Source organism: Cobetia sp. L2A1, from assembly GCF_009796845.1.
Taxonomy (GTDB): Bacteria; Pseudomonadota; Gammaproteobacteria; order Pseudomonadales; family Halomonadaceae; genus Cobetia.
In genome coordinates, this window is sequence record NZ_CP047025.1 from 1,075,873 (window position 1) to 1,097,520 (window position 21,648).

At 57.7% G+C, this 21,648-nt stretch carries 16 protein-coding genes; 4 read left to right on the forward strand and 12 right to left on the reverse strand.

Annotated features, from left to right (window positions below):
* Window positions 1-255 precede the first annotated feature (255 nt).
* The 4 genes from GQR90_RS04650 to GQR90_RS04665 form a co-directional block, all read right to left on the reverse strand.
* A complete protein-coding gene (locus GQR90_RS04650) occupies window positions 256-1,455 on the reverse strand; it encodes a CynX/NimT family MFS transporter (protein WP_158773097.1) in 1,200 nt (399 codons plus the stop codon).
* Window positions 1,456-1,636: 181 nt separating this feature from the next.
* Window positions 1,637-2,299 carry a hypothetical protein gene (locus tag GQR90_RS04655; protein ID WP_158773098.1) on the reverse strand — a complete coding sequence of 221 codons (663 nt, stop codon included), beginning with the start codon at window positions 2,297-2,299 and terminating at the stop codon, window positions 1,637-1,639.
* Window positions 2,300-2,483: 184 nt separating this feature from the next.
* Window positions 2,484-3,098 (reverse strand): CBS domain-containing protein, encoded by a 615-nt coding sequence (locus tag GQR90_RS04660; RefSeq protein WP_158773099.1) that lies wholly within the window; start codon window positions 3,096-3,098, stop codon window positions 2,484-2,486.
* A gap of 294 nt (window positions 3,099-3,392) precedes the next feature.
* Window positions 3,393-3,893 carry a hypothetical protein gene (locus GQR90_RS04665; RefSeq protein WP_158773100.1) on the reverse strand — a complete coding sequence of 167 codons (501 nt, stop codon included), beginning with the start codon at window positions 3,891-3,893 and terminating at the stop codon, window positions 3,393-3,395.
* 662 nt (window positions 3,894-4,555) lie between these two features.
* On the opposite strand from GQR90_RS04665, the gene GQR90_RS04670 reads away from it, so the two are divergent.
* The 3 genes from GQR90_RS04670 (at window position 4,556) to GQR90_RS04680 (ending at window position 7,513) form a co-directional block, all read left to right on the forward strand.
* Window positions 4,556-5,941, forward strand: a complete 1,386-nt coding sequence (locus GQR90_RS04670; protein ID WP_158773101.1) for a GGDEF domain-containing protein — start codon at window positions 4,556-4,558, stop codon at window positions 5,939-5,941.
* A gap of 89 nt (window positions 5,942-6,030) precedes the next feature.
* Window positions 6,031-6,672, forward strand: a complete 642-nt coding sequence (locus GQR90_RS04675; protein ID WP_158773102.1) for a hypothetical protein — start codon at window positions 6,031-6,033, stop codon at window positions 6,670-6,672.
* Window positions 6,673-6,973: 301 nt separating this feature from the next.
* A complete protein-coding gene (locus GQR90_RS04680; RefSeq protein WP_158773103.1) occupies window positions 6,974-7,513 on the forward strand; it encodes a glycine zipper 2TM domain-containing protein in 540 nt (179 codons plus the stop codon).
* Window positions 7,514-7,665: 152 nt separating this feature from the next.
* On the opposite strand, the gene GQR90_RS04685 is transcribed toward GQR90_RS04680, so the two are convergent.
* The 8 genes from GQR90_RS04685 to GQR90_RS04720 all read right to left on the reverse strand — a co-directional run bounded on the left by GQR90_RS04685 (window position 7,666) and on the right by GQR90_RS04720 (window position 20,013).
* Complete coding sequence (locus GQR90_RS04685) at window positions 7,666-8,316, reverse strand: PqiC family protein (RefSeq protein WP_158773104.1); 651 nt, start codon at window positions 8,314-8,316, stop codon at window positions 7,666-7,668.
* A complete protein-coding gene (pqiB, locus tag GQR90_RS04690; RefSeq protein ID WP_158773105.1) occupies window positions 8,316-9,950 on the reverse strand; it encodes an intermembrane transport protein PqiB in 1,635 nt (544 codons plus the stop codon). Before pqiB ends, GQR90_RS04685 begins: the two co-directional genes overlap by 1 nt.
* Window positions 9,947-11,434, reverse strand: a complete 1,488-nt coding sequence (locus GQR90_RS04695) for a paraquat-inducible protein A (RefSeq protein WP_233266430.1) — start codon at window positions 11,432-11,434, stop codon at window positions 9,947-9,949. Before GQR90_RS04695 ends, pqiB begins: the two co-directional genes overlap by 4 nt.
* Before the next feature lie 297 nt (window positions 11,435-11,731).
* Window positions 11,732-14,863 (reverse strand): efflux RND transporter permease subunit, encoded by a 3,132-nt coding sequence (locus GQR90_RS04700; RefSeq protein ID WP_158773106.1) that lies wholly within the window; start codon window positions 14,861-14,863, stop codon window positions 11,732-11,734.
* A gap of 119 nt (window positions 14,864-14,982) precedes the next feature.
* Window positions 14,983-16,239: an efflux RND transporter periplasmic adaptor subunit gene (locus GQR90_RS04705; protein ID WP_158773107.1), complete on the reverse strand. Its 1,257-nt coding sequence runs from the start codon at window positions 16,237-16,239 to the stop codon at window positions 14,983-14,985.
* A gap of 531 nt (window positions 16,240-16,770) precedes the next feature.
* The gene (locus GQR90_RS04710; protein WP_158773108.1) at window positions 16,771-17,985 is read right to left on the reverse strand and encodes an ArsA family ATPase; all 1,215 of its coding nucleotides are present in this window, start codon (window positions 17,983-17,985) and stop codon (window positions 16,771-16,773) included.
* Window positions 17,976-18,191, reverse strand: a complete 216-nt coding sequence (locus GQR90_RS04715; protein WP_158773109.1) for a cory-CC-star protein — start codon at window positions 18,189-18,191, stop codon at window positions 17,976-17,978. The genes GQR90_RS04710 and GQR90_RS04715 overlap by 10 nt, the downstream gene beginning before the upstream one ends.
* A gap of 73 nt (window positions 18,192-18,264) precedes the next feature.
* Window positions 18,265-20,013 carry a carbon starvation CstA family protein gene (locus GQR90_RS04720; RefSeq protein ID WP_158773110.1) on the reverse strand — a complete coding sequence of 583 codons (1,749 nt, stop codon included), beginning with the start codon at window positions 20,011-20,013 and terminating at the stop codon, window positions 18,265-18,267.
* 336 nt (window positions 20,014-20,349) lie between these two features.
* Here GQR90_RS04720 and coxB point away from each other — a divergent pair, with 336 nt between their 5' ends.
* On the forward strand, window positions 20,350-21,534 hold the full coding sequence (coxB, locus tag GQR90_RS04725; protein ID WP_233266431.1) for a cytochrome c oxidase subunit II: 1,185 nt from the start codon (window positions 20,350-20,352) through the stop codon (window positions 21,532-21,534).
* The last annotated feature ends 114 nt before the right edge of the window (window positions 21,535-21,648 follow it).

The window sequence follows — 21,648 nt, forward strand, 5'->3', positions numbered from 1 at the left end:
ATCGAGTGAGTCTATCGCTAAGCAGCAGGCTATTGCCTGGGGCGCCCACGGATGGAGCCGGTCGAGAATACTGACGTCTGACAATGGTGTCGGAAGGGATAGAGGTCGAAGAGTGAAGCGGGGGATAAGGACAGTCGCAAGGGGTTGGCAAGGCCCGGGCATGATGGCTGGGCCTTGAGATATCTCGGTGGGCGATGGTTGATGCGGCCCCGTAGTGTGCAAGCGAGTCAGAGAGCAGGTCATTCAGAGAGCAGGCTAGCCCTCGACGACTTCAACACCTCTGGTTGGGTGTGCCTGAATACGCAGGCGACGACCTGCCTTGAGGCCAAGAATGGTGGCGACGAGCAGAATCAGTGCGAAAAGGGCGGCGATGACACGTAGATCATCGGTGAGTTGCAGCAGAATGCCGACTGCCAGTGGCCCGAGTGCCGCAAGCATGTAGCCAGTGCCTTGTGCCATGCCGGATAAAGCTCCGGCGAGGCGAGCATCGGAAGTGCGGAGCACCAGCAGCGTCAGCGCCATGGAGAAGCTGCCACCCTGGCCGAAGCCCAGTAGTACGGCGAAGATCCAGCGTAGTGATAATGGCCCAATCATCAACCCCAGGAGACCCACGGTCGTACACGACAGTAGTAGGACGATGGCAGGGCGTTGATCACTGCCCATGCGACCTATCATGGGGGCGAGCAGCGCGGTCAGTACCTGAGACATTACCGAGGCGGCCATCAGCCAGCCGGCCTCGACCTCGCCAAGTCCGCGTTGTTGGAGCAGAAAGGGTAGCCAGCCAAAGACGATATAGGCCAGTGATGATTGGCACCCCATGAATAACGTGATGTGGCGGGCTAGCGGTATATGCCAAAGGCGTGGTGCGGCGTCATGAGTTGCGGAAGTATGCTTTGGCCATGGGTGCGGCATGCTGATCCGCCACACTGGCAGTGCCACGATCACGAGCAGCACCCAACAGGTCAGCGAGGCTTGCCAGCTATCCAGAAGATTGGCCAGCGGCACACTGAGACCTGCTGCCAGTGCGGCGCCCAAGCAGAGCGCCATGGTGTAAACGCCCGTGAAAAGGTCTGCTCGCTCGGGGTGCTCGCGTTTGACGATGGCAGGCAACAGGGTGCCGGCTACGCCGATACTCCCACCGCACAGTAATGTGCCGAGATAGAGCAGTACGGTGAAATCACTGGCGCGTAACCATAGTGCGAACCCTAGCATCACCAGTGCCATGCTCAGGGTACGCTCTGCCCCCAGTCGATTGGCAAGACGGGGAGCCAGGGGGGCGAACAACCCCAGACACACAACTGGCAAGGTGGTGAGTAACCCAGCTGCCAGTGTGCTCAGGCCAAGATCCTGTGTGATGCGATCCAGTAGCGGGGCCAGCGAGGACAGAGCCGGGCGCAGATTGAGCGCAACCAGTATCAGCACCAGCAGAAATAGTGGGACGGGCATTCGGCGCATTGGGCAGCGAATCCTGAGCAAGTGGACGGTTGTGCGAGGATGCCGGCATCACGGTGGACTGTCCGCATTGAGTGAGGTTGGCACACTATGCTTTATATCAGTGAAACCGGACATACGAAAACGCCCAGCAGTGCTGGGCGTTTCGGGAAATGCAGTGACTTGCTTGCATCACAGGCTCAGATCAATACTTGGGCTCGAGCTCTAACTCACGGCCCTGACGTTGCGGTACCTGACTATTCACACCACGCATGCCATCGTGGCTTTTGCTAGTGGCGATGCCACGCCAGGACGGTGCTTTATGAACGCGTTCCGAGCTTGACGGGGTGATGCACACACCAGGCTGACGATGCGCCTTGGCGCGAATCATGGTCATGTCTTCGGTGCTGAGCAGCATCCCTTGCGGTGTACGTTCCAGAACAAGGTGGCCTTTGAAATGCCAGCAGCGCATCGGAGTGTGAGCAACACGATAGCGGTGCCCGTTCACCTCCAGTGAGACGGCTTCTCTGGGACGACAGCCGGCCGGGGACAGCGTGATATCTTCAAGCAGCACCAAACGATTGAAATCGTGTGGTTGAAGTATCTGGTTTCCATCATGCATACGTACCGCGAAAGCATGATTGTCACGCACCAGCTCGCGCCGCATGTGGCTGACGCTACCAGCACCTTCAAGCACACCTGCACCACAGACATGCACGAGCTCGCCATCGATTTGCTTGATGACAAGCACTTCGACATGGCGTTGCTTGAAAAGATGGTCACGCAACGAGCGCAATGGCATGGTGGAAATCCTCTTCGACGCCATCCGATGGCTGGGCTTGCCTGTCAGGGCATACATGTCGGACATGGCGTCTGATTGCTCCGTGCCACCGGACTGAACCATATCCTATGCTGACAGCTCTATCATACGTCGTTTTGAAGCGGATTTCCTGAACCCTCATCTCGGATGAGAGTAATTACGACTTATGGATTTGGCCCAGATAACGATTCTGGGCACAAATATATAAGTTTATCAATATCTTGGAGAATAACTACTCGTACTTGCCTAATACTGCACGGCAGATGTCGGAGAAATTCCGTGCTTCTGGCGGGTGTTCCAGATCGATACCGAGAGCCTTGCCGACGCGTGAGGCTGCAATCAGGCCACGAACACTGGACTGACCATCTTCGTCACGCTCTGTTACCAGCAGGTGAGACTCTCCGCTCTGACGGAGTGTTTCGACCAGATCGCCTACTCGTGCCCGCTTGAGTTCTGCAAGCGGAATACCGTGTAGCTCAGCGCGTGGCATTTGTACCATATCGACCGTGACTTCATCGCGTTGGACGTCGAAGCGCGTCATTGCGCGCATGACGACACGACCGCCTTGCAGCTCACGCGAGGTTACGACACCAGTGAAGGTAGCGTCGTGATCGTGAACCAACAGTAGACGAACTCCTGCCTGCTTCATGGTTGCCAGTGCCTGGCCAATGGAGGCGCTGCCTTGGATGCTGCGACCTGCCGTCACGGCGAAGTCAGTGACAAGCTCGCTGGCAGGGCTGTCCATATTGATGTCGCCGAGGGGTTGAAGCGGCAGACGGGCAGAGCTGACCTGAGCAAGATTGTCGACCTTGAGGGTGTGGTAAGCCGATGGGGTGATGGCATTCATGGACTAGCTCCTGTAACCGATAAACGATGAGATTCTGTTTATTGTGAGTCATCCAGTGGTGGGGAGTTTCCTGTAAAGCGGGTAACGTCAGGTTGCTCTTATTGCAACCTGAATGGTTTGTCCGAATAGGGAGTGTCGGCATTTGCTACACAAGCGACAGGAAAAGCGCCACCAGACGCAATAATGCCCACCAAGGCCGTTGGTGGGCATTATTGCGTCTGGTGGGCCAACCATCTTGAGAGACGTTTATTGCCCAGGCCTCTTAAGATCAGGCACTGTCTTTCAGAAGAGGTATTACAGCCATTCTTTGAGATCGCCGCGGACAGAGTCAAGGAAGGTAATGAAGTCTGTCTGACTATCACCATCGCAGCGATCGACCTTACAGGCCAGCTTCATCTTGGTGCCAGCCACGATCTCGTCGTAGATCTCCAGGGTGAGCTTTTCGACGGTTGCGTTGGCAGGCTCCTGCTCACCCTCGGCCAGGCTGAAGGTGGTGATCAAGGTGCCGCGCAGGCGTGTCGTGCCGCCTTCGGCAACGATGCGACGTACCTTGAGCCAGCCCTCGCGAATCATGATGTCGCCTTGGGCATCACGCTGTTTATAAATAGTGCGGTAGCAGGCATTTTCCGAAACGCCCTTGGCGGCCATGCTCTCGTAGGCCTTGATCATGCGTGTGGCCATGGTGCCGGCTTCACCGATCTTGCGACGGGCAGCACGATGTTCACGTTCAAGGCGGTCTTGCTTGGAGAAACGCTGCCACAGGTGGAAATCGCGGGTCAAAGTGGTCGCGTCCATTGATGTCTCTCTTCTTGAATAAGGGCTGGTGCCGTCACGTAGGAAATTCATGTCGTGACGAAGGCATATAGGCATGCACTTTACAGGCGTGCAGATGTCAGTAAGGGGGCTACCGTCAACCTGGCAGCAGTGGTGCACGTCATTGATGAACCCCATCATCTCTAATCTCGTCTGCGCTGCCAAGATGGACGCTTGAACCTGTAGAAAGTTTCTGGTGCCTTTATGAGAAAGGCGGGTGAGCACCGTCGAGTCCATCTCGTTGCCATCAGCCAGTCAATCAAGGCCAAGAGTACCACTGCGTAGTCCTGCCACTGCCTCATGACCATCATCATGTCGCATGAATTACAGGGTAGAGGTAGGTAATAGATGTATCGGAGTGCTCCTCGTGTGCAAGTCTGTGGGAGTCTCTGCAAAACTGTCCTCCGGCATGCCGTCATGTTCGTGTAGAGATAGTGCCGGGTATTGTTGAAGCGGTGGGATAGCGCGATACACGCCACGCAGCAGTCATCAAGCCAACTGAGAGGCCGTGGGGTTGTGCCGTGATAATCTTCGCATCTGTATACAGATATTCGCTCGCATTGCCCTCTAACTACTGTTGGCTTATGACGGTGTCACTTCGCTGTCTTGTTTTTGGATAAGCAATACAGGGAAGGTTGCATGCCTTGAGGGATACGCAGCAGTGGCGGGCAGCACGTTTGGAATGGAAACGTAAGGTAGACTCATCATGTTCAGACAGCATGAAATGCGTACATGAGGCACACGGGAAGTGCCCGTTCAACGAGGAAGGGAACATGGCGAAATCTGATCGCCGCCGTACTGATGAAAGGTCGCAGGATGCTTTTCATACGGCGTTGCTGAAATGGCGCTGGCCTGTTCCGTTGCGACTGGCCGAACGCCATGCCAGCCTTTATCAGCTCTTTATGTGGGTCTACATCAGTTCTCTTGGGTGTCAATTGGGCTATTTTGCGCTGCTGAGCCTGCAGCCTTATCCACAGCCTGTCGTGATCAATGTATTCGGCACCCTGTTCAATGTGTTCGCGATTGTGCTGCACCGTAAGGGCTTCTTGAATGCCGGGTTGCTGATGCTCGCCGTGCCGATGTCGATCAAGGCAGCGTTGTGGGAATACCAGTTAGGAGCCGGGGGCGGTTTCGAATATTTCCACATAGTAGCGGTCTTCTTTATTTGTATCGCTCCAATGTCTCGGATGAGTCGCCTTGTGTTCAGCGGCTCCCTGCTGCTCTTTTATATGGGGTCACAATATTTCGTGAGTCCGATATATTTTGTGCCCTATGAATTCATGTCGTTGGCGAGCATCGTTAATCTGGTTATCTCGGCAACTTTCATTGCAGTCGTGGCAGTACAGATTGGCTGGGAAGCGGAACAGCGCGAAAAGCGATACCGTCGAGACTTGCGCCACGACCTGCTCACTGGAGCGCTGTCACGATTTGCTCTGCAGGAAGAAGGAGCCCGCATGCTCAAGCGGGGTGGGCTTGGTGTGTTGATGATCGATGTCGATCATTTCAAGGCCATTAATGACACGCAAGGGCATGCCATTGGTGATGAAGTGTTGGTAGAGCTGACGCAGCGGTTACGCCATCATCTGCGCGGCAGCGATCAGCTTTGCCGACAGGGTGGTGAGGAGTTTGTCGCGCTATGCCCCAGTCATGACAGGGAAGGGCTACGCCATGCAGCGGAGCGTCTGTTGCTCTCCATCAATAGTCGAGCCTTTACGCTCAGCAATGGGCAGTTATTGCGCGTCAGCGTCAGTATTGGTATCGCACAGGGAGGACCTGCGCCTGCTGCAGAGTCATTGTTGCCGGACCTTCTGCATCGCGCAGATCAGGCGATGTATAGTGCCAAGAGACAGGGGCGCAATCGCGTTGTCACCGTTTGGGATATGCCAAGCCCTGCTGCATCAAGCGCTTTGTCTACAAGTACCGCTGAAACGGGCAGTGTTGAGCCGGATGTCTCTGCATTGCAGCTTGCACCCCACAGCCGTACCGACGAAAAGCGCAGTGCCAGAGATGTTTATCTGTTGAAACGGTAAGGCGGCCTGGTTGGTCACTTGCATTCAATGCCTTATGGGTCGTGGCTTGCGTGATGTAACACCTGGCCATCATGTGGAGATTCATGTCGATGAATGATTCTTGCGGGGATTTTTCACGGCGCCTGTCGCGCGCGTTTCTGCTCAGTGCCGGAGTAGTGATCGCTAGTGCCATGAGCGTGTCTCTCGTAGTGGCTGAGGAGAGTGGGGGGCAGCAGAACAATGTGACGAGTGCCGCCTCCTCTGCGACGCTATCTTCTTCCTCATCAGCGATCTTGTCGGCACCTGAACTGCCTCCGGCCGCCAAGGCAGACAACAGTATCTATCGTTGTGTTCAGAATGGCGTCCAGACCTGGCAGCAGCAGCCTTGTCATCAGGGAGACGCACCGGTGACGCTGAACGACTCCCTGACGGTAGTGCCGTCAAGAGAGGGCGAGATACCGTCGGGCGAAGAGAATCTGACATCCGAGCGTCTGGAACGTGAGAAGCAGCAGGCGTTGGCGGCTCGCCAGGAAAGTCAGCGTCAATATCGCATTCGCTCCGCCATTGATGACGGTTACCTGGTCCAGGGCATGAGCGAATCACAGGCCGTGTCGCTATTGGGCAAGCCTAGTGATACCAGTGAGACCATTGCCGATGGTACCTCGTGCCGTCTGCTGAGCTGGTGGGGCGATGTTCGAGTGCAGTTCTGCGGCGATGAGGCCGTGTCCATTACCGCCAATCGCGACGACTGATTCGGTGATCCTGCTGTCGTCTCGCTTCTTGCCGGCTTCATCGCCATTCCCGCCCCTTGGATATCGGGTGCCGAAAATCCATCGTATTCCGGCATCTTCTATCCTCTAACTGCTAATATTAAGTGGCTTGTTGCTGTATCGAGACATCCACAGTGGTGAAGTTGCCACATTACGCCAATTATCGAACAGTGTTATATTACTCCCGTACCGTAGCAGGGAAGACTTCGGCGCTCATGGCGGCAGTCTTTCACCAACTGGTCAACGAGCCAGGCTACGACATCATCTGATGAGGAGAGTATTCATGAACAAGTCTGTATTGATCGGGGCTATCGTTGCGGCATTGGGGATTGGCGGTGGTGTGGCCATCGGCAGTTATTCGGCCAGCAACAGCGGCCCCGACTATGCCGATATCGTTGCTGTCGACGCCGTGACGGAAACCATCACGACACCACGCCAGGTCTGCCATAACGAAACCGTGACACATCAGGCACCCAGCAAGGATTCCAACAACATCGTCGGGACTGCTGTTGGCGCGATTGTCGGTGGTGTGGTGGGCAACCAGTTCGGTGGTGGCAATGGCAAGAAAGTCCTGACCGCAGCAGGTGCTGTCGGCGGTGGTTATGCCGGTAATCAGATTCAGGGACAGATAAAGAAAGGTGATACGTACACCACCACTGAGCAGCGTTGTGAAACGGTTCAGGACGCCAGTGACAAGGTGGTGGGCTATGACGTCAAGGTGGATATGGGTGGGGAAACCCGCACCGTACGTCTTGAACAGAAGCCGGATGTGAAGCGCTTCGAGATTCGTGAAGGTGAGCTGGTGCTACCGCAGAAGGGCTGATGTACCGCCTTGCCGTAGTTGAGATAACCGATGGACTGCGAAATGTCACATGAAAAGGCCCCGACAGCCGTGCTGTCGGGGCCTTTTGCGTCTGTCATGCCTTCCTTCAGGCGTCGTGACACTGTTTCATGTCAGGACGGTACTGTCCTCCGTCATGGCAGCGTGACGGGGGAGTCAATGGCAGGCAAGGCCTCAGCCACCTCGCGTGACAGCTTGTCGCCGGTGACTTTCCATCCATCGCCAAGGCTCTTGACCAGCGCGGGATAGCCATCGTCCGTCAGAGGCGTCAGTGTCTGGATGTCTCCTTCCTCCAATACGCTGCCATCCACGCCGCGCAGGCGCCAGCGACCGGTGATGACAGACTGGCCATCATGGCGGCCGATGAAGCGATCCAGGCTCACGCTGAGGCGCGCGCCCTTGATGCCGCTTAGGCTGGTGTCCGTGATGCGATAGCCACTCAATGGCTGGGCTGGGCTGGCCTTGAGTTGAGCGAGCAGTTGACGAGTCAGCATGGCCTGAAGGTCATCTGCCCAAAGATTCTGGCTGGCCTGTACGAGGGTGATGTCATCAGTCTGATAGACCAGGCTGCCACCCTCGAGATAACTGGCCAGCGCCACTGGCATCACTTCCAGTAATGGCGCACCGCGTGGCACGCTGCGCGCCTGTGCCGTTCCCTCATCGGGTTGAGGCAGTAGATAGGCACCGCCAGTGGCAGCCGTGGTGCAGCCCGCGAGTGTGCTGATGGCCAAAAGTCCCGCGAGCAGGCCGCCGAGGCGGCCCTTGGTCATTGATGTCTTCATCATTATTGAGCTCTCGGAATCGGGTCACGGGTGGTCGGCTTGTCGAAGATCAAACTGGAGGGGTTCTTTTCCAGTGTATCGAGCAGTGGTTCCGCTTTCTTGAGCACGCTGTCGAGACGATCCAGGTCGCCTTCCAGCTTGCGATAGGCAGAGGAATCCGGCGTCAGGCCATCCAGTGTCCGGTTGAGGTTGTCGATGCTGGTACTGATGTCGTCAGGCAGTTTCTGGATGGCGTCCGATCCCAACAGCTTGTCGACATGTTCTGCCGTCTTGTCGAGTCGTTTCACCAGACCCTCAGAGGCACTCAACGTCTTGTTGAGATTGGTCAGCACCGGCTCGATGTCCAGGCCGTTGAGCTTGTCGAGCAGGGCATTGAGCTTGGCTTCCATCTGCGCCAGGCCACCGGAGACACTGGGCATGACCTCGATGTCATCGAAGGTGTCGGCCTTGTAGGGCGGCGGATTGTCGTAGAAGTCGAGATCCACAAACAGAGCGCCGGTCAGCAGATTGCCGGACTTCAATGTCGCGCGCATGCCACGTTTGAATAGACGCTCCAGACGTTTCTTCCATTGTTCGACACCTTCGTCATCTACCTGGCTGTCAATGCGTTCAGGCTCGATGCGGATCAGTACCGGTATCTCGAAGCTGGTCAGTGTGCGAATCCGCTGATGATTCAAGCGATAAGGTACGCTGACCACGGTACCCAGTCGGACGCCGCGGAATTCCACGGGCGCGCCACGTGACAAGCCACGCACGGTATCGTCGACCATGATCACGTAATCGATGGCCTGATGGAAGCTACCTTCGCGTGCCTCTTCCTGATCCGAATACAGCGTGAATGAGGTGTTTTCCACCACCGGGCGACCACGGGCCAGATCTTCAGGCACTCCGAAGGCGACGCCACCACTCAGGACGCTTTCCAGGGAGCCCACGTCTACCTGCAGCCCTTGGGAGTCCAGGCGCAAGCTGACGCCACTGGTCGACCAGAACCGTGTGGTCGAGGTGACCAGTTCGTTGTAAGGCGAGTCGATGTAAAGCGTGTAGTGCATTTCCTTTTCGCTGGGGCGGAAATCACTGGACTCGACGCGCCCGACCACGACGCCTTCGTAGGTGACCGGATCCCCATCCGACAGCACGCTGCCATCATTGCTGGTCAGATCAATACGCAGGCCCTTGGCATCCTGCGTCGTCACGGGTGGCTGCTCCAGCGCCACGAAGTTGTCCGCTTCTTCACGACTGCCGCCCGGTTGAAGCTGGATATAGGCACCGGACAGTACGGTATTCAGACCGCTGATACCCTCGCGACCGATGCGTGGCTTTACCACCCACAGACGCGACTCCTTGTTGAGCATGCGCTCGCTGTCCTTGGACATTCGCGCGGTGACGATGGTCTTGTCGAGGCTTTTGGAAAGGCGCACCGATTCCACTTTTCCGACCTCGACATTGCGTGTCTTGATCAGCGTCTTGCCAGCCTCTATCCCTTCAGCGGTCTCCATCTCGATGGTGATCAGCGGGCCACGACTGGAGATGTTGTGCCACACCATCCAGGCACCGATCATCAGCGCCACGATAGGGACTATCCAGATAGGGGAGAGGCGGCGTCGGCTTTCACGCCGTGCACGAGAATCATCACTCATAGGTCATCCTGTGACGAAGAAACGGAAGAGGAGGCGGCGGGTGCCGGCGTTCCTGTTGAGGTGGCGGGTGTCGTGGCATCAGAGATCGTGGTGGCGGAAGTCGTAGTGTAAGGCGGGCTTGCCTGAGGCTCGAACAGCTCACCGATGCTCGTATCCGCGGGCGTATCCCAGATCAGACGTGGATCGAAGCTCTGTGCCGAGAGCATGGTCAACACGACTACCGAAGCAAAGGAGACTGCCGCTGGCCCCGGATGCACTGACATCAAGGCCCCCAGCTGAATGAGCGCCGCGAGCAAGGCCACCACGAAGACATCCACCATCGACCAGCGGCCGACATATTCGGTAATGCGATACAGCGTGATACGCGCTCGTGCATGCTGAACCTGAGGGCGCTGCGCGCTGATGCACAGCCAGGCGATGGCAATCATCTTCGAGGCCGGCACGAGGATGCTGGCAACAAAGATGATCATGGCGATGGGCCAGTCACCATGTGACCACAGCAGCACGATGCCGCCTGCGATGGTCTGAGGATCAGATTCCCCCAGTGTCACCGTGCTCATGATCGGAAAGATATTGGCCGGAATGTAAAGCACCACCGCGGCGATCAACCAGGCCCAGGTGCGCTGCAGGCTGGCCGTCTTGCGCTGATGGATCGGATCCCCACAGCGTCGACAACTGACATGTACCTCTTCTGCGTGACAGGTGTTGATCAGGCCACAGCAGTGACAACTGGCTAGCCCCTGTTGCGCGGCACCCATGCCGGGCAACGTTCCGCTGGGTGCCGCAGGCTCGCCTGCCAGTGCAAACCACATGCGATCACCATCGATGCTGGCCAAGGTCTTTGTCATCAGGAGAGCGAAGAGACAGAAGGCCCAGAAGGAGGGGCCGAAGCTCACGTCGGCCATGCCAGCGATCTTGACCAGACTGACCATCACGCCGACCAGGAAGACATCAGCCATCATCCAGGGCTTGAGATGGCTCAGTGCTCGTGCAATACCGCGAATGCCGGGTAGCGGTAGTTTCAGACCAATCGCGGTATGTGTATAGAGCACGCCGATGAGATACAGGGCCGGCAACAGAATGATCGTCAGGATCAGCAGTAGCGCTAGCGATGGATAGGATTCTGCCGTCAGCGCCGCGGGCGTATCAGCCAGACTCAAGCTGGCCGAGATGCCATGCGTGGCAAAGGCGATGAATTCGAAGGGCAATGTCAGGACCAGCATCAGCAGACACGCTGTCGCCAGTGCCAGTGTGCGCTGCACCGAATGCGCATGGCGCTGGGCAAAGACATGATCACAGCGCGGGCAACGGGCACGCTCACCGGGTTTGAGAGCAGGTAGCGCGACGACCAGGTCACAGCACTCGCAGGCGCGTAGACGTCGGCGAGACACGCTGACGGCAAAGGGGGCGAGCAGGCGCGGTGGGTCGCGTATTTCCAGCGTACGTCGTGTGAAGCGACGCATAGCATCAAGGGAACGAAGCATGTCACTCCAGGGTGAGCAGACCGTATAAAACCAATGGTGAAAGACTGAAGATGAAAGACCGAAAGTGCCGCATTGATGGGCAAGGCATCCGTATGGCGATCGATCTCATGGCTGAGCGCGACAGGAGATGCTTGCACGCACGGCATCAGGCAAACAGTGTTCGATCATAGCATGATGCCGTAAAAGTCTCGTATGGCTCAATGCTCATGGTGCCATCATGGGGCTCTTTCCTGTGCCCTGAAACAGACACGCCGCCCAGTGAGGGCGGCGTGTTGAGCTGCATGAGCGGTCAGAACATCAGACCGGATCATCCTTGCTGTTTGCTATTTCGTGAGCCCGTTTCAGCTCCTTCGGCTCACCGAAGATGCGGCGAACCACGACGTAGCAGACCGGTACCAGGAAGATTGCCAGTACGGTGGCCGAGATCATCCCGCCGATCACGCCGTTCCCGATGGCATGGCGGCTTGCGGCACCCGCGCCCGTGGAGATGGCCAATGGCACGGCACCCAGGGTGAAGGCCAGTGATGTCATCAGGATCGGGCGCAGACGCATGCGCACCGCTTCCATGGTGGCATCGATCAGCGAGCGGCCCTGGACTTCAAGATCCTTGGCGAACTCGACGATCAGGATCGCATTCTTGGCCGATAGCCCGATGGTCGTCACCAGCCCGACCTGGAAGTACACATCGTTGTCCAGACCACGCAACCAGGTGGCCAGCAGGGCACCGATGACGCCGAGCGGCACCACCAGCATGACGGAGAACGGGATGCTCCAGCTCTCGTAGAGTGCTGCCAGACACAGGAAGACAAACACCAGCGAGATGGCATACAGATAAGGTGCCATGCCGCTGCTTGATGATTCCTGCAGTGAGATGCCGGTCCATTCCAATGCTACTCCGCCGCCAATCTCGTCCACCATGCGCTCCATTTCCGCCATCGCTTCACCGGTCGCATAGCCTTCGCCTGCCTGGCCCAGCAGCTCCATCGCTGAGGTACCGTTGTAACGAGTCAGCTGTGGAGAGCCGGTGGTCCAAGTGCCTGTGGCGATGTTGGATAGCGGCACCATGTCATTGTCACTGTTGCGCACGTACCATTTCTTCAGATCGCTGGGTTGCATGCGCGCTGACGAGGCACCCTGGACATACACTGACTTGATACGGCCTTCATCCAGGTAGTCGTTGACGTAGCTTGACCCCCAGGCGGTCGACAGTGTCGAGTAGACGTCCGAGAGCGAAATGCCCATGGCGGTCGCTTTCAGCTCATTGATCTTGATGTTGTACTGCGGGCTATCTTCCAGCCCATTGGGGCGCAAGCCGGTGATGACAGGATTCTGAGCCGCCATCCCCATCAGCTTGTTGCGCGCCTCGGTCAGCGCTTTGTGACCGATGCCGCCACGGTCCACCAGCATCATGTCAAAGCCACTGGCGTTACCCAGTTCACGAATGGAGGGCGGATTGACGGCAAACGCCAGTGCGCCCTTGAGCGTATTGAAGTAGGCCTGCGCCTTGGCCACCACATCAAAGGCGCTGGTGTCGCGTTCATCCCAGGGCTTCATGTTGACGAAGGCCAGGCCCATGTTCTGGCCACTCCCTGCAAAGCTGAAGCCCGCCACGCTGAACACCTGAATCACGGCATCCGACTGATCGACCAGGAAGTGATGTTCCAGCTTCTTCATTACCTCCACCGTCTGCTGCTGGGTGGAGCCTGCTGGCAACACGACCTGGTTGAAGATGTTGCCTTGATCCTCATCCGGCAGGAAGCCTGATGAAATCTGGGTGAACATGACACCACATCCGACGACGACCAACGCATAGACTGCCATTGAGCGTCCGGTACGCTTGAGCATGCCGGCCACGCCTTTCTGGTACCGGATGTTCGAGCGATCGAAGGCGCGGTTGAACATGCCGAAGAAGCCGGTGGTCTTCTCCTTGGTCGGCTTGAGCAAGGTGGCACACAGCGCAGGCGTCAGGATCAGTGCGACCAGTACCGACAGTGACATCGCCGCAACGATCGTCACCGAGAACTGTCGGTAGATTGACCCGGTGGTACCCGGGAAGAATGCCATCGGTATGAAGACCGACGACAGTACCAGGCCGATGCCGACCAAGGCGCCGGTGATCTGTCCCATTGACTTGCGGGTGGCTTCCAGTGGCGAGAGCTTGTCTTCATGCATGACACGTTCGACATTCTCTACCACCACGATCGCATCATCGACCAACAGTCCTATCGCCAACACCATCGCGAACATGGTCAGGGTGTTGATGGAGTAACCGAACATTTCCAGGATGCCGAAGGTACCGAGCAACACGACAGGAACAGCGATGGTCGGGATCAAGGTGGCCCGGAAGTTCTGCAGGAACAGCAACATCACCAGGAAGACGAGACCGATAGCCTCGAGCAGCGTGATCACCACCTCTTCTATGGAAAGCTTGATGAAGGGGGAGGTGTCGTAGGGCACCTTGTAGGACACTCCCTCCGGGAAGTAGGCGGAGAGTTCATCCACACGGGCCTTGACGGCTTCGACGGTATCCAGTGCATTGGCGCCGGTGCTCAGCATTATCCCCATGCCCGCAGCGGGCTTGCCGTTGTAGCGAGTGATGACACTGTAGCTTTCGGCACCTTCCTCAATCTTGGCGACATCCTTCAGATAGACCTGAGAACCATCGGTCTGGGTCTTGAGGAGAATGTTGCCGAATTCTTCCGGCGTTTCCAGCAGGGTACGTGCCACGATGGTGGCGTTGAGTTGCTGGCCTTCTTCTGCCGGCAGATTGCCCAATTGACCGGAAGTGGTCTGGCTGTTCTGTACATCAATCGCGGCAGTGACATCGCTGGTGGTCAGGCTGTAGTTGTTCAGCTTGTCCGGGTCCAGCCAGACACGCATCGCCCCGTCAGCGCCCAGCAGGCGAGTTTCGCCGACCCCGGCGACTCGAGAGACCTCGTCCTTCACGTTGGAAGAGACATAATCCGTCAGTTCCTGATTGGTCATGCTGTCATCATCAGACACGAAGGCCATGGCCATCAGGAAGCTGGAGGAAGACTTGGTGACCTCGATGCCCGCCGTGGTGACGCTGCTCGGCAGGCTCGCTTCGGCCAGCGATAGCTTGTTCTGTACCTGTACCTGCGCGATGTCGGCATCAGTGCCGGTGGCAAAGGTCAGCGTGATGCTGGCGCTGCCCTGGGAGTCCGATGTCGAGGTCATGTAAAGCAGGTTGTCGATGCCCGTCATCTGCTGTTCGATGACCTGAGTCACCGTGTTCTGGACGGTATCAGCCGACGCACCGGAGTAGGACGCCTGGATCTTGATGCTGGGCGGCGCCAGTGACGGGTACTGCTCAATGGGGAGTTTGGTAATACTGAGCATGCCGCCCAGCATGACGATGATGGCGAGCACCCAGGCGAAGATGGGGCGATCGATGAAAAATCTGACCATGACGTTTGATACTCCTGGAACGTCGTTCGGGACCTGCGGCAAGCGTGAGTGCGAGGATGATTCGCTATCCTGTTTTGCTCTTCACGCCTGGCGACATGGTGCGGAGTCGGGCGAAGGTGTTACTGCTCCTCGCCTGGCTGGCCGGCATCGGCCGTGGCGTCGTTCTCAGTCGCGTCATCCTTCGCGACTCTCACGGGGGCCCCTGCCTTGATCTTTTGCAGGCCGCTGGTGATGACCTGCTCGCCAGCGCTGAGCCCGTCAGTCACCAGCCATTGATTGCCCATGGCGCGGTCGATCTTCACGACGCGGGATTCGACCTTGCCCTCGGCATTGATCACCATGGTCGTGGCATCGCCATCATCGTTGTGGCTGACGGCCTTCTGAGGCAGGAGGATCGCGTCATGTGCCACGGCTTCGACCATGCGCGCCGTGACGAACATGCCCGGTAGCAGCATGGTATCCGGATTCGGGAACAGGGCACGTAGCGTCACCATGCCGGTGCCTTCATCGACACTGATGTCAGTGAACTGCAGTTCACCCTGATATTGATAGGGATCGTCTTTGTCCATCAGCAGTTCGACCTTGGCTTTGTCCGGAGCTGCCGCCGCCTTGCCGTTCTTGGACAGTTCACGCTTGAGCTTGAGTGTTTCGGAAGCGGACTGGGTCATGTCGACATAGATGGGGTCCAGCTGTTGCACGGTGACAAGGCTGGTGTCCTGACTTGCAGTGACCAGCGCCCCCTTGGTGACGCTGGACTTGCCGATGCGGCCGCTGATCGGCGATGTGACCGTGGTGTAGTCCAGGTTGATCTGGGCGCTTGAAACATCAGCCTTGGCGGAAGCGACATCTGCGCGGTCTTCTCCGACGGTCGCGACGGCATCATCGTAGTCCTGCTGGCTGACCAGGTTGCGTGCGACCAGTGTCTTGAAGCGTTTGGCTTGCAGGTTTGAGGTGTTGAGGCTGGCTTCGGCGCGGGCAAGGCTGGCCTTGGCGCTCGCGACATCAGCGCGATAAGTGCGTGCATCGATGTGATAGAGCACCTGTCCTTCCTCGACCTCACTGCCCTCGGTGAAATCACGCGATTCGATGATACCGCCGACCTGTGGTCGCACCTCCGCGATCTGATAGGCGCTGATTCGTCCCGGCAGTTCCGAAGTGATGGGAACGTCCTGCATCTTCACCGTCACTGCCTCGACCTCAGTCGCCTGACCGCCTTCCTGGCTCTGGCTCTCAGCTGCCTCGTCACTGCCATCACTGCAGCCTGCCATGAGTGCACCAACCAGCAGCAGGCTGGCAGACCACAGGCGGGGGCGGCAAGCGCTGGAATTCAGCGGATGCCTTGGTGGGCGGGATTGACTTGGGGAAGTCGGGGCCATGGAAAATCCTCAATAATGTTCAGGGCGAAAACAGGATGCCACTACCCTGAAAGCTGCCGGAAGCGTGCCGTCAGTGGGAATGAAGGGAATTGTTGAAATGTTTAGCCAGCTATTCTATCGGAATGACATGTCGAATGTATGCACTGATTGTGCAACCAAGGTAGCAATCGCCAGTCCGACTGGAAGCACCAAAAATTCAGCGCAAAAGCCTGTCATACGCATCCTTTCGGGTAGGTTAACGATGGATGAATTTCAAAGGAGTTTCTCGTTAAAGTCATATTGTTTGTCGTCATGTGATGACAATGAAAGGCTGGCTTCACGCGAAGGGATGGCCGATGGATGGCCAGCACCAATCGATGATGATTGGTGTGATAGCTGAAATATGAGGGAAGAGTAGAGGCAAGATGGGGAGAGATGACGGGATGGCGTGCATGCGCATGGCACGCGACAAGCAGTGAGAGCACTGGGCGTGCCATGCGTCAGGTAGAGAATAAACGAGGTGGCGGGGGTAAGGGTAAGTTGGGGGGGGGCTCAGGGCGTGGTACACGGTTCAGGAGAATGACCATGTGCCTGTCCACACTGCTGTGGCCAAGGCGTAAAGCTCGCCAGGGCTTCCATAAGCGGAACGAGACTTTCACGATCTTCCGGCAGGCGTGATTGGCGCATCAGACGAAGGCATGGTCGGTCAGCAAAGGCCTTGTCCAATTCATTTGCCCAGTGATGCTGCTGCTCCCGCCAGGTCGTGACCCATTCAGATTCCTCGGCTGCGGCCTCACGCGGTGCCCTTGCCTGGGAGATACCAGCCTCGGATTCACAAGGCTGCGCCATCTCGGGAAGGCACTGATTGATGATCAATCCTCCGACCGTCATGCCGTGGGCTTCCAATGCTTCACGTGTGCGCTGTGTTTCGAGGCACGGCAGTTTTTCTGGTGTGCTGACCAGAATCACACGTACTTGATGTGCATCGGTCAAGCGTACTCGCAATGCTGCATAGCGGGTACGTCGTTGCTCCAATGCTTCGCTGATCGGGTCATCTGCTGAGGTGCCCGTCGAAGACGTAGAGGATACGGCATCCTGACTGTCCAGCCACAGGCTGCGCTCGGCAACGGCACGTTTGCGCTGGCCGAGCATGCCATCAAGCCAGCCACCGAGCACTTCCGGCAGACTCAGCAGGCGTATGGTATGCCCGCTGGGGGCGGTATCGAAGATGATGTGTCGATATTGCTCGTTACCCGCGGATAGTGGGCTTGGCGGTGCGAGGATGATCTCCACCAGGGCATCAAAGAGCGCCGCCTCGCTAGTGCCAGGGGCATGACGCGCCAATGTCAGCTGGCGCATCACGGTGGCGCTGCGCTCACCACTGACGAGCGGAGCGATTCGCTGACGCACAACTTCCAGATAGCGCTCGCATTCCTGTTCGGGGTCCAGCTCCATCACCTCAAGCTGGGGGGCGATGGTGCGTGGATGGCCATCCAAGGGCCCGAATAGATCACCGAGGTTATGGGCGGGATCAGTGGAGACCAGCAGCGTCGCTTCACCGGCCTCTGCGAGCGCCAATGCCTGAGCGGCGGCGCAGCTCGTCTTGCCGACACCGCCCTTGCCGCCGAAGAACCACAGCTCCGGCAATGGCTTGTGCGGTTCGTCACCGGATTGAGGCGCCGTGTCGGTAGACGCGGAGCCCCGTTTTTCTGCAGAGGCTTTCTGCATTCTGCTGGCCTGCCAGCCTTTCCACCACGTCAGCAGCACTTGATGCCCTCCAGTGGCGAGTGCTCAAGCCCCTGGCGCAGATGCCAGTCGTGCATGCGTTCCAGCATCAATGGCAGCATCTCGAGCGAGACGGCGGGGGCCGGATTGGGGATGCCCATCATCTCGGCGAAGCTCAGCATCATGAAGATGTCCTCCTCCTCACGCGCCAGCAGGGCGAGATCATGTTGCTGATTGACGCGTAACATGGCTTCCCAGCCTGTGCGCAGTCGCCCTGCGCCTGATAACAGGGAGCGCAGAGCGTCAATGACGGAAGTGCCATCAGCTTTCATGCGCGATGACTGGCGTAGAAGCTTTCAAGCTGCGCGTGGCCTCAAGCAGAATCCACAGCGCAAAGACCATGATCAGGCTGCCGAAGGTAAACAACAGCCACTGCGGATCATTGTTGCCCATCCCGGACCAATCCAGTACGACCTGTTGCACCATCGCCCACAGCGTCATGATCATCAGGAAGACCATCGGTGCCAGCGTGTAGATGACGGGACGTCCCTGACGTTTGAGCCACACTGAAATCAGCATCAACGAGATGCCGGCCAGTAGCTGGTTACTGGTGCCGAACAACGGCCACAGCAGGTAGCCACCGGAGCCAAAACCTTTAGGGCCTTGCGGCAGGATGACCAATGCAGCACTGGCGATGACGGCAATGCTGGTCGCGACGTGCTTGTGGCTGAGCACCGGCATGCCGTACTCGCTCCCCAGTTCCGCGATGATGTAGCGCATCAGGCGCACGGCGGAATCCAGTGTGGTGGCCGCGAAGCTGACCACGATGACGGCCACGAGAGTGCTGCCGACGCTGGCGGGTAGTCCCAGATGCGAGATCAACTGCCCCGCACCCTGCACGAAGCTTGAAAGGCCATTGGCACCCGCTGCCGCAAAGCTCGAATAGGTCGCGCTGAAGTCCGCTTGAGTTCCGAATAGCGTCGCCACTGCGATGATGGAGATCAAGGCCAGCATGCCTTCGCCGAGCGCACCAGAGTAGCCAATCATGCGGGCATCCGGCTCATGCGAGAGTTGCTTGGAGGTGGTGCCGGACGCGACCAGACCATGGAAGCCGGAGATCGCGCCGCACGCAATGGTGATGAATAGCAGCGGATAGAAGGACATCTCGGCATCGGCATTATAAGCCGGTGCGGTCAGGTGTGGTCCGCCGACGGCAAGGCCCAGATACAGCAGTACCAGTCCCACCACCAGCTGATGGGAATTGATGGTGTCGCGCGGCTGTAGCAGTTTCCATACGGGCAGTACCGAGGCCACATAGACATAGACCATCAGTGCGATGATCCAGACAAGGAAAGCGCTGGAGATGGGCGAGAGGCCAAACAACAGCGTGCCATCCTCGCCGCCAGCCATGGCTGTGAAGGTGCCGGCCAAATCAACTTGCAGGAACTCGAACTGCCCCGCCAACAGGGCGGTGGCGTACATCACGATCAGCGCCAGAATCGAGGGGATCAGCATCTTGCCACCACGGCGATAGACGCGATGGCCTATCCATACCGCGAGTGGAATCTGTATCACCACCGACAGCACGCTGGCCGGGAAGTTGATGAAGAGATTGGCGATTACCCACGCGAATACTGCATTCAGCATCAGCACCAGGATCAGAATGATGAATAGAAACAATAGCTTGGCGCGCTTTCCAATTAGCTTGTCAGCTAGTGTACCGATGGACTGGCCGCGATGGCGTGCTGAAAGCGTCAAGGTGCCAAAGTCATGCACGCCCGCCGCGAACAGACTGCCGAGCACGACCCACAGCACCGCAGGCAACCAGCCCCAATAGACGGCGATGGCCGGCCCGACGATCGGTGCAGCACCTGCGACCGAGGTGAAGTGGTGTCCCCACAGTACCCAGCGATTGGTCGGCAGATAATCCGTGTCATCGCGTAGTGCATGCGCTGGCGTCACGAAATTGGGGTCCAGACGGAAGATGCGTTCGGCGAGAAATTTCGAGTAGAAGCGATAGCCGAGGGCGAAGGCGATACAGCCGAAAAGGGCAAGCCAGATAGCATTCATGGAGAGTTCCGAAGGGCGTGATATGGGGAGGGGAAGGCATTTTGTAACGATAGCATTCGCATGTGCGCACATAACTTGGCCATTGGTCGTCCCAGCAGGCATGTCGGCGAGTGTCAATCACCCCTCGTGAGAGTGCCCGGCAACAGCTGGCCCCTGACGATAGCCGGTATCATGCGGTGCGTAGCTGTTATTGATCATCTTTGCCTTGCGACCAAGGAGACACAGTGGGTTGATCTACGCGACCTTGCGTTCCGCAGGGCTCTTCTATACTCGAAGGAAGTCGTGGTGAGGGGATGCTTTGAATTCACCCTCGAAAACAATGACAAGGAGGGGCCGATGTCGTGGATCGCGGAGCGTTTTCCTCGCCTTGCCATGTCTGTGCACAGACATCGGCGCCCTCTGACCGCGTCACTAATCCTGCCGGGAGGCGCGCTACTGTTCGGTAGCGGTGTTACGTCCTCAGCGCTGGCGCTTGAATACAACATGCCGGTCGGTGTCACAGCCGTCAGCCGTGATATCCACTCGCTGCACATGACCATCTTCTGGATCTGCGTCGTCATCGGAGTCGTGGTCTTTGGCATCATGGGATACGCCATGATTCGCCACCGCAAGTCACGCGGTGCCATCCCTGCGACCTTCCACGAGAATACCCGCATTGAAATCCTGTGGACGATCATCCCGCTCGTGATTCTATTCGTGATGGCGGTGCCGGCGACTGCCACTCTCAAGGACATGTACGACGCTTCCGAGTCGGCGCTCGATATCAAGGTCACTGGGCATCAATGGCGCTGGCAATATGAATATCTGGGCGAGAATGTCGCCTTCACTTCAAGTCTTGCGACCCCACGCGAGCAGATAAACAACACGGCCGAGAAAGGCGAGCACTATCTGTTGGAAGTCGACAATCCACTGGTACTGCCCATCAATCGCAAGGTGCGTTTTCTGACGACGTCGGCCGACGTGATCCATTCCTGGTGGGTGCCGGACTTCGGTGTCAAGAAAGACGCCATTCCAGGCTTCATCAATGAAGCCTGGACGCGCATCGATACTCCCGGCATCTATCGTGGCCAGTGCGCCGAGCTGTGCGGCAAGGACCACGGCTTCATGCCTGTAGTAGTTGAGGCGCTGCCGGAGGCTGAGTTTGACGCCTGGCTTGTCGCTCGCAAGGCAGACGTTGAGGCCTCACTGAATGATGCCGGGCGTGATTGGAGCCTTGATGAGTTGATGGAGAAGGGTGAGAAGACCTACGTCACCATCTGTGCCGCCTGCCATCAGCCGAATGGCCAGGGCATGCCGCCTGCCTTCCCATCGCTGGTAGGTAGCGCCATCGTCACTGGTGACATGCAGGCGCATATCGACATCGTGATCAACGGCAAGGCGGGCACACCGATGGCGGCCTTCGCCGATGTACTCAGTCCGGTGGAGCTGGCAGCGGTGATTACCTATGAACGCAATGCCTGGGGCAATGACACGGGTGAGCTGGTGCAGCCTGCGGTGATCAAAGAGCAGTTGTCGCAATGACGCATCGCTATCTCAGAGGTAGCGCTCAAGATTGAGGGAATCAGACAGACACCAGGATATTCGCATCCGGCTCCGGTACCGGTTCCGGCAAGGGATGCTTACTCAGGAGAGGCA